This window comes from Polynucleobacter aenigmaticus (assembly GCF_002206635.1).
GTDB classification, from domain to species: domain Bacteria; phylum Pseudomonadota; class Gammaproteobacteria; order Burkholderiales; family Burkholderiaceae; genus Polynucleobacter; species Polynucleobacter aenigmaticus.
This window is the reverse complement of record NZ_NGUO01000002.1, coordinates 361557-369074: the sequence shown is the minus strand read 5'-3', so window position 1 is coordinate 369074 and position 7518 is coordinate 361557. Positions and strand designations below refer to the sequence as shown.

Genomic DNA, 7518 nt, shown 5'->3' with positions numbered 1-7518 from the left:
CCGCTTACTCCAACCACGACCTCTCTAAATTTCGGGTAAAGAGTTGAGTATCAAATAAGGGCGTTGCAAGACGATTCTTAATCAACTTAGCCTTAATTATCTCAAACTTCTTTGGGTTATTTCCCAAATCAATAGCAAGTAATTCATAGGCTTTTTGTGAATCTGCAACTAACTCAGGCATCCCAATGGCATGTAGAATACTGGCACCCATCCGAGAAGAAAAAGATTTCCCAGTGAACGTTAGCACTGGTAAGCCAGCCCATAACGCATCACTTGCAGTTGTGCCGGAATTGTAAGGCGACGTATCAAGGAATAAGTTAGCTGCCCGATAGCGGGCAAGATATTCCTCTCTAGATAAACGTCCTGCAAAAATTAGACGGTCACCACTAACTCCCCGCACCTCAATCTCTCGAGATAAATTTATTTTAACTTCCTCATTGTCAGCGTACAGCAACAGAACACTGCCCTCTACCGACAGTAAAATTTTTGCCCAGCTATCAAAAATGGTGGGGGTAATTTTATAATTATTATTGAAACAGCAATAGACAAAACCTTCATCTGGTAGACCCAGATCGCTCCTTGAAAATACTCTCGATGAAATCTGCCTGCGAGAATCATTTGCCTGAAAGCTTGGTAAATAGATGATTTTTTCTCGGTACGCGCTTTGCTGGGAAGGCGGAATAATGATTTGATCAGCAATAAGATAGTCGTAGTATGAAGCTCCCATTGTTCCTAAATAACCCAAATAACTCATTTGAATTGGCGCTACACGGTATGAAAATATTCCAGGTCTATTATTTTCAGTAACCCCACCTAGATCAACGGCAATATCTATTTTTAGATCTCGCGCAAGCTCTGCTACCTGTCGGTCATTTTTTTAGGGCTATGTCGATAAAGCTATCAAAGGCCCCTTCCATCCGTAGCCGCATTTCATCAGCCTGACTGCGCCCCATTGAGAATCCAATAGTCTCAAACTTAGTATGATCATGAAGCTCTAACATTTCCGCAACCAACAGAGAGACGGGGTGGCCATGAAAATCAGCTGAAAAATATCCTATGCGAATCCGCTCGCCCTTTTTGGGGTACTCAATCAATCCTAAGTCATCCTTAACCGGATAAGCATCAAGCATATATTGCTCGGTTAATGTTGACAATAAGGCGGGGTCATTGCAAATTGATAATAAATGAAAGGGATGAATTTTTGCATCTGAATTTAATCCCAGCTGTAATAGATAGTTAATTTCATCTTGTAACCCATTCCACCTGCACATTTGCATTTTGGTAGAAATATACGATGATGCAATATGGCCAGCCAAAGGATTAAGGCTTGCTGCAACCCCATAACTTTCAAGCGCCTTTGTAAGATTACCGATTTTTTTCAAGGAATTGCCCATTCCATGATGTGCATCAGCATAAGTAGGATTAAGGGTAATTGCCTTACGGTAGGATGCTACAGACTCTTGGAATTCATTGAGTTCAAGAAGTACATTTCCTTTGTTGTTATAAACCTCTGCGTAATTTGGTTGCAGGGATATTGTTTTGTTGTAGCTCCTTAAAGCCTCATCAAGCTGATAAAGGTCCTTCAAAACATTGCCACGGTTGCTATAAGAAAGCCAATTTCTTGAGTCAGCCTTGATTGATTGATCAAATAACCTCAGTGCCTCAGGCAACATTTTCTTAAATGCCAAAATAATTCCACGAAGTCTTAGGGCCTCCGAATTCTTGGGCTCCATTTTAAGCGCTTGGTTGAGCAATCGATCTGCATCCTCCAAACTTCCTTTTTGGATATATTCAACCGCTAAGCCCATTAAATACCTAGCCTGTGCATTCATTTGGAGATTTTAATTTACTCGCGAAGCTTAGGTGAATAAAAAAATAAAAAAGGATTTACAGCCAATGCCTGTAAATCCTTTGAATTTTTTTGGTGCCCCTTGTCCGACTCGAACAGACCACCTACTGATTACAAATCAGTTGCTCTACCAGATGAGCTAAAGGGGCAACGGATAGTATTTTAACCTATTTCACGATTTCCAAAGGTAAAAAGCCTCTTTTTTAAGCAATTTGCTTACACAGTGCTTACACAGAATCTGGGCAAAACCCCAAGCAAATTTAGCTTCTCAACTAAGCGACTTGAGCGGCTTGCCCCACCCCTAAAAGGTCAAAGCATTTTTTGGGACGCCAAAACCCCTGGCTTAGGCTTGAGAATCACGAAAAACGGGGTTAAATCCTTCATCCTGCAGAGTCGATTAACTGGTAAGACAGTTAGGTTAACAATAGGCCAATTTGGTGCTTGGAACATTCAGGAAGCACAGGTAGAGGCCAGACGATTGGCTGTTTCGATTGATCGCGGTATAGACCCCCGCATCAAAAATATAATGACTATATCTATAAAAGAACAGTCCGCCTTGTCTATATGGCTTGAATATATAAAACAGAAAGAGGCTCGCTGGAGTCGCAGGTACTACTTAGATCATGTGGATATGTCCAGAGAAGGTGGTGAGCTTATTACTCGCGGGTTACGTCGCAACCAATCCAACATTAAAGAGACAGGGTTTTTAAGGCCAATCCTTAATCTCCCTCTTAATCAAATTACACGTGATCTGGTAATTGCTTGGATAGAGAAAGAGAGAAATTCGAGACCTCTAAAAACTCGTCTAGCACTTGCAATGTTAAAAGCATTTATTAGATGGGCAGCAGATCATTCTGAATACAAAACATTAATAGTTGATAGGACTTTATGCGAAAGATTAAGCCAAGAACTGCCAGCACCTAAAGCAAGAAGAGATTGTTTACAGAAAGAGCAATTAAAAGTCTGGTTTCAATCTATTAAAAATATACAAAATCAAACAATCAGTGCCTATCTTCAAACACTATTGTTGACTGGTGCAAGACGAGAAGAATGGGCAAGTTTAAAGTGGAGCGATATAGACACAATTTGGCATACAGCAATAATCCGCGATAAGGTACAAGGAACACGGATTATTTCTCTCACTCCATATGTTGAACATCTTTTATCTTCTCTTCCCAAAATTAATGACTATGTCTTTGCAAGCCATAGATCTCAGTCTGGTTACTTAAAAGAACCTCGCATAGCTCTTGACCAATCCCTAAGTAGAGCTCAACTACCGTTTCTTACTATTCACGGATTGCGACGCTCTTTTGGGACGTTAGCTGAATGGGTTGAATGTCCCGCAGGAATTAGCGCACAAATCATGGGACATAAGCCAAGTGCCATAGCTGAAAAACACTACCGCCAAAGACCTGTTGACCTTCTAAGAAAGTGGCATATTCGAATAGAGCAATTTATTTTGCAAGAAGCAGAAATTAATTTTTGATTCAAAAAATGCATGGGTCGTAGTGTCGTGTTTAACACGACAACTTGATAGCAATTTTTCTAACAAAATTTCCACGCTTGTAGTTTATGGAGATTTAAAGAATGAAAAAATCGCTATTAGCAGTTGCAGCAATGACAGCATTTGCTGGCGCAGCTCAAGCTCAGTCCTCAGTAACCGTATACGGTATCTTGGACGTTGGTTTTACTGGTGCTGATGCAAAAGCATTCCCAGCAAGCAATGCTGCAGGAAGCAAGAAGACAACTTCTGCTCAGTTTGGTCAATCAGCTGAAACAACTTCACGCTTAGGCTTCAAAGGTACTGAAGATTTAGGCGGCGGCTTAGCTGGTTTCTTCACAGCTGAATTCCAACTCTATCCACAAGAAGACCGTTTATCAGGCACAGCATCTAGTGGTTTGATTAACCGTCAAACATTTGTTGGTTTGAGCAAAAAAGGTTTGGGTCAAGCTGCTATCGGTACTCAGTACACACCAATCCATACTTCAGTTGCCGCAACTGATCCTGGTCAGCAAAACAACGTTGTAGGTAGCATCATTTACCCAGCAAAAGCAAACTCAGTAGACACATCTACAGCTGCTTATACAGTTCGTCAAAACAATGCGATCACATTTAACACTGAGAAATTTGCTGGTTTCAGTGCTAAAGGTATTTATTCACAAAAGAATCAAGACCAAACTCAAACTGGTGCTAACAACGTAGCGGCAACCTATACAGCTGGCGGTACAAACAACATCAGTGGCTGGGGTCTAGGCGTTGATTACACATGGCAAAAATTGTATGTAACTGCTGCGTATCAGTCTTTCAAAAATGAGACAAATACAAGCGTTGTTGCTATCGTACCTACAACCAATACTAACGATAACGGCTCTAACGTAACTGATAACCAAACATATGTTGCTGCAACATATGATTTTGGTATCTTGAAGGCGTATGCAAACTGGATCAATCGTAAGGCGACCTCTACTTTGAACTCTAACAACTATGCTTCGCGTTCAGGTCAACAGATTGGTGTTCGTAGTTTCATTACACCAACAATCGAAGCTTGGGGTAACCTTGGTAATGGTCGTTACACAGCCTACGGCGCAGGTGAGCCAACAGCTAACATGAACGCATGGCAGTTGGGTTCTAACTACTTGTTGAGCAAGCGTACAAACTTGTATGCAATCTACGGTAAATCTCAGACTTCAAACGTAGTTTCATTGGGTGGCATTAATGGTTCTGCTGCAGCTAGCCAATATGCAATCGGCGTACGTCACACTTTCTAATTTATTGCTAGCGTAAGCTAGTTGATGATTAGATTGGTATTAAATTAACCCATCATGGAAACATGGTGGGTTTTTTCTTAATCTTTTCAAAGGTGGATGGTGGTGAAATACATTTCAACAGTCTTATTGATCCTCACGTTAGCGGGCTGTTTAGCCAGCACATCCTCACCAATCGGCATTTCTTGCGATTACAGTCAAGGTAAACCCATGTGGGAAATGCCGCTTGTATGTCAGCCTAACGGAGGTTAGCTAGGCACCCTTTCGGGCAGAAGGGTGTAAATGGGCATTCAAGCCTAGAAATAAAATTTATTTCTTTAGACTATCCCTAATCTCTCTTAGCAAGACAATATCTTCTGGTGTTTGCGGAGCAGGTGGAGCGTCCATTAGCCGAACTTTATTCACCACTTTGACCATTTGGAAGATTACAAAGGCCAAGAGGATAAAATTGATGGAAATAGTGATGAAGTTCCCATAGGCAAAGACGGGGATGCCCGCCTTTTTAAGGGCATCAAAAGTTCTAGGAACCCCTTCAGGAATCTTGCCAAGCACAAGAAATAGGTTGGTGAAGTCAATATGGCCCCCTAAAAGAGTTGAAATGACTGGCATCACAATGTCGTTGACCAGAGAATCAACAATCTTTCCAAAGGCTCCGCCAATAATGACGCCCACAGCTAAATCAATGACATTACCCTTAACCGCAAAGTCCCTAAATTCCTTTAAAACTGCCATAAAGACTTTCCTTTTCTCTAAGATTAAGATTAACTCAAGATTAACCCTATAACTTTGTTGCATACCCCACTTTTTACTTTAAAATCCTACCTTTAAGCAATTTCCACCTATAAATGCTCTTCCAAGGAATTTTGTAAATGAGTGACAAGCCCTGTATGGACAAGGATCGCCGTAATTGGTTGATCGCTACTTCAGCGGTTGGCGGCGTTGGTGCAGCCGCAGCCCTTTACCCTTTTGTGAATAGTTTTGAGCCTTCTGAGCGTGCTAAAGCCGCTGGAGCTGCCGTTGAAATCGATATTACTGGTATGCAGCCAGATGAGATGCGTATGGTTGAGTGGCGCGGTAAGCCGGTTTGGGTGGTGCGTCGTACCTCTGAACAGGTTGCAGAGCTCTCTAAAATTGACTCCGAGCTCGCAGATCCTGATTCTTTGAGGGATCCAGCCCAATTTACCCCACCCTACGCTCAAAATCAATGGCGCTCGATTAAGCCTGAGTACTTGGTTGTGGTGGGTATTTGTACTCACCTAGGGTGCTCTCCTACAGCCAAATTTGAGTCAGGTCCTCAACCATCTTTGCCAACTAGTTGGCCAGGAGGCTTCCTTTGCCCATGCCATGGCTCTACATTTGATATGGCAGGCCGTGTATTTAAGAACAAACCAGCCCCAGATAACCTTGAAGTGCCGCCACATATGTATTTGAGCGATACCAAGATTCTGGTTGGCGATGATAAGAAGGCCTAAGGAGAGATAAATGGCATTTCACGAAAAAGAAGTTCCAGCAGACGCTTCAGGAGCCCAAAAGCTAATGGCATGGGTTGACTCACGTTTGCCTGTTACAGAAGCTTTTAAACGGCATATGAGCGAGTATTACGCTCCTAAAAACCTCAACTTCTTCTATATCTTTGGCGCATTAGCTATTGTCGTTTTGGCAATGCAAATTGTTACTGGCATTTTCTTGACAATGAACTACAAGCCTGATGCTGCTAAGGCTTTTGAATCTGTTGAGTACATCATGCGTGAAGTGCCATGGGGCTGGTTGATTCGCTACATGCACTCAACCGGCGCCTCCATGTTCTTCGTGGTGGTTTATATGCACATGTTCCGCGGATTGATCTACGGTTCATATCGTAAGCCACGCGAATTGATTTGGATTTTCGGTTGTGCCATCTTTTTGTGCCTGATGGGCGAGGCTTTCTTTGGATACTTGCTCCCTTGGGGTCAAATGTCTTACTGGGGTGCTCAGGTTATCGTGAACTTGTTCTCTGCAATCCCATTGATTGGCCCAGATCTTTCTTTATGGTTACGTGGCGACTATGTAGTCGGTGATGCAACTCTCAATCGTTTCTTTGCATTCCATGTGATCGCGATTCCATTGGTATTGATTGGTTTGGTAGTGGCGCACATTCTTGCCTTGCATGAAGTAGGCTCAAATAATCCAGATGGCGTGGAAATTAAAGATACGCTTGATGCTAGCGGTCATCCTGTTGACGGCATTCCATTCCATCCTTATTACAGCGTTCACGATGTCATGTATTTGGGCGGGTTCCTGATGGTATTTGCTTGTGTCGTATTCTTCGCTCCTGAGATGGGTGGATATTTCCTAGAGGCAAATAACTTCATACCAGCCAATCCATTTGTAACCCCAACGCACATTGCGCCGGTTTGGTACTTCACACCGTTCTACTCAATGTTGCGGGCGACAACGACTAACTTCTTATTGCCGTTATGGATTTTCTTAGCAGTGATTTTAGGAATGTTTGCGATCAGCACTAAAGACATTAAGGTGAAGGGTGCTTGCGCAGCGATTGCCCTCATTTTGGCTGTTGGCTTCTACGCATTTGATGCGAAGTTCTGGGGGGTTGTGATCATGGGCGGTTCTGTTGTGATTATGTTCTTCCTGCCTTGGTTAGATCATTCCCCAGTGAAATCCATTCGCTATCGTCCACAGTTCCATAAATATATTTATGGTGTATTTGTGGTGAGCTTTGTGATTTTGGGTTATTTGGGCATCCAACCACCATCACCCGTATTTGAAAAAATTTCTCAGATTTGCACTATTTATTATCTGGGCTTCTTCTTGGCAATGCCGTTTTGGAGCAAGCTTGGTACCTTCAAGCCAGTTCCAACGCGCGTCACCTTTAAGTCCCATTAATTCACGCTGAGATATTAGGA

At 42.5% G+C, this 7518-nt stretch carries 7 protein-coding genes, 1 tRNA gene and 1 pseudogene; 4 read left to right on the top strand and 5 right to left on the bottom strand.

Annotated elements, in window-relative coordinates; all coding sequences use genetic code 11:
- Positions 1–4: 4 nt before the first annotated feature.
- The 4 genes and pseudogenes from CBI30_RS02600 to CBI30_RS02590 form a co-directional block, all read right to left on the bottom strand.
- On the bottom strand, positions 5–601 hold the full coding sequence (locus CBI30_RS02600) for an O-linked N-acetylglucosamine transferase family protein (protein WP_338046835.1): 597 nt from the start codon (positions 599–601) through the stop codon (positions 5–7).
- Positions 602–640: 39 nt separating this feature from the next.
- Positions 641–841: pseudogene (locus tag CBI30_RS11380) on the bottom strand (O-linked N-acetylglucosamine transferase family protein); the annotation flags it as partial.
- Between the two features lie 28 nt (positions 842–869).
- Positions 870–1832: a tetratricopeptide repeat protein gene (locus CBI30_RS02595; RefSeq protein ID WP_088526746.1), complete on the bottom strand. Its 963-nt coding sequence runs from the start codon at positions 1830–1832 to the stop codon at positions 870–872.
- Between the two features lie 90 nt (positions 1833–1922).
- Positions 1923–1998 (bottom strand) — tRNA-Thr (locus CBI30_RS02590).
- Between the two features lie 74 nt (positions 1999–2072).
- Here CBI30_RS02590 and CBI30_RS02585 point away from each other — a divergent pair.
- Both CBI30_RS02585 and CBI30_RS02580 read left to right on the top strand, forming a co-directional pair.
- Positions 2073–3335 carry a tyrosine-type recombinase/integrase gene (locus tag CBI30_RS02585; RefSeq protein ID WP_206075523.1) on the top strand — a complete coding sequence of 421 codons (1263 nt, stop codon included), beginning with the start codon at positions 2073–2075 and terminating at the stop codon, positions 3333–3335.
- A 101-nt stretch (positions 3336–3436) separates the two neighbouring features.
- Positions 3437–4618 (top strand): porin, encoded by a 1182-nt coding sequence (locus CBI30_RS02580; protein WP_088526745.1) that lies wholly within the window; start codon positions 3437–3439, stop codon positions 4616–4618.
- A gap of 306 nt (positions 4619–4924) precedes the next feature.
- Here CBI30_RS02580 and mscL read toward each other — a convergent pair whose 3' ends face one another.
- Complete coding sequence (gene mscL / locus CBI30_RS02575) at positions 4925–5347, bottom strand: large conductance mechanosensitive channel protein MscL (RefSeq protein WP_088526744.1); 423 nt, start codon at positions 5345–5347, stop codon at positions 4925–4927.
- 137 nt (positions 5348–5484) lie between these two features.
- On the opposite strand from mscL, the gene petA reads away from it, so the two are divergent.
- Together petA and CBI30_RS02565 are read left to right on the top strand one after the other, a co-directional pair.
- A complete protein-coding gene (gene petA / locus CBI30_RS02570) occupies positions 5485–6087 on the top strand; it encodes a ubiquinol-cytochrome c reductase iron-sulfur subunit (RefSeq protein ID WP_088526743.1) in 603 nt (200 codons plus the stop codon).
- Positions 6088–6097: 10 nt separating this feature from the next.
- Complete coding sequence (locus tag CBI30_RS02565) at positions 6098–7498, top strand: cytochrome b (RefSeq protein WP_088526742.1); 1401 nt, start codon at positions 6098–6100, stop codon at positions 7496–7498.
- The last annotated feature ends 20 nt before the right edge of the window (positions 7499–7518 follow it).

What these genes read in the sequence shown, in the direction of transcription:
- CBI30_RS02595 (WP_088526746.1), bottom strand. Translation starts at nt 1,832, where the DNA reads ATGAATGCACAGGCTAGGTATTTAATGGGCTTAGCGGTTGAATATATC.
- CBI30_RS02580 (WP_088526745.1), top strand. Translation starts at nt 3,437, where the DNA reads ATGAAAAAATCGCTATTAGCAGTTGCAGCAATGACAGCATTTGCTGGC.
- mscL (WP_088526744.1), bottom strand. Translation starts at nt 5,347, where the DNA reads ATGGCAGTTTTAAAGGAATTTAGGGACTTTGCGGTTAAGGGTAATGTC.
- petA (WP_088526743.1), top strand. Translation starts at nt 5,485, where the DNA reads ATGAGTGACAAGCCCTGTATGGACAAGGATCGCCGTAATTGGTTGATC.
- CBI30_RS02565 (WP_088526742.1), top strand. Translation starts at nt 6,098, where the DNA reads ATGGCATTTCACGAAAAAGAAGTTCCAGCAGACGCTTCAGGAGCCCAA.